The organism is Oleiphilus sp. HI0123, from assembly GCF_001635315.1.
On the sequence record NZ_LWGE01001649.1, the window covers coordinates 1 to 1,001 of the forward strand.

The window sequence follows — 1,001 nt, forward strand, 5'->3', positions numbered from 1 at the left end:
GATGGAGAAGGGAGAGCCACCATTTCGTATGATCTGTCCGGGCCGTGTATACCGTTGCGACTCCGACCAAACGCATACGCCGATGTTCCATCAGGTTGAAGGCCTGCTGGTGGAAGAGAATGTTAGTTTTGCTGACCTAAAGAGTACCATTGAAGATTTCCTTCAGGTGTTTTTTGAGCGAGACCTGGCTGTTCGTTTCCGTCCTTCTTACTTCCCATTTACCGAACCTTCAGCAGAAGTGGATATCGAGTGGGGTAAAGACGCTGACGGCAATACCAAGTGGCTAGAAGTGATGGGCTGTGGCATGGTCCACCCGAAAGTATTTGAGTCCAGTGGTATTGATTCCGAAAAATACTCAGGCTTTGCCTTTGGTTTAGGTGTAGAACGCTTGGCTATGTTGCGCTATGGCGTAAACGACCTAAGAATGTTCTTTGAAAACGACCTTCGTTTCCTCAAGCAATTTAACTAAGTTAGTCAGGATAGTAGAGCAATGAAATTTAGTGAACAGTGGCTCAGAGAGTGGGTAAACCCTTCTATTGGTACAGATGATCTACTCCATCAAATCACCATGGCTGGCTTAGAAGTAGATGGCATGGACCCGGTAGCGGGTGAATTTACCGGCGTCGTTGTAGGCGAAGTGCTCAGCAAAGAACAGCACCCTGATGCTGACAAGTTAAGCGTTTGTCAGGTGAGTGACGGAAAAGAGACCGTCCAGGTAGTGTGTGGTGCTGCGAACGTGAGAGAAGGTTTAAAAGTACCCTTCGCGAAAATTGGTGCTGTGTTGCCAGGTAACTTTAAGATTAAGAAAGCTAAGCTGCGTGGCGTTGAGTCATTCGGTATGTTGAGTGCCGAGTCAGAGCTTGGTTTGGCTGAATCTTCAGATGGTTTGATGGAATTGCCTGTTGATGCACCCGTAGGTGCTTGTATTCGCGAATACCTAGGTTTAGATGATAACTGTATCGATGTTGATTTAACGCCAAACAGAAGTGACTGTTTGTCTA

At 46.8% G+C, this 1,001-nt stretch carries 1 protein-coding gene and 1 pseudogene; both read left to right on the forward strand.

The window, feature by feature from the left end:
- Positions 1–469 (forward strand): annotated as a pseudogene (locus tag A3761_RS22215) (phenylalanine--tRNA ligase subunit alpha); the annotation flags it as partial.
- 21 nt (positions 470–490) lie between these two features.
- Positions 491–1,001: YtpR family tRNA-binding protein (gene ytpR / locus A3761_RS22220; RefSeq protein ID WP_369808255.1), on the forward strand; the 511-nt coding region annotated here is incomplete at its 3' end.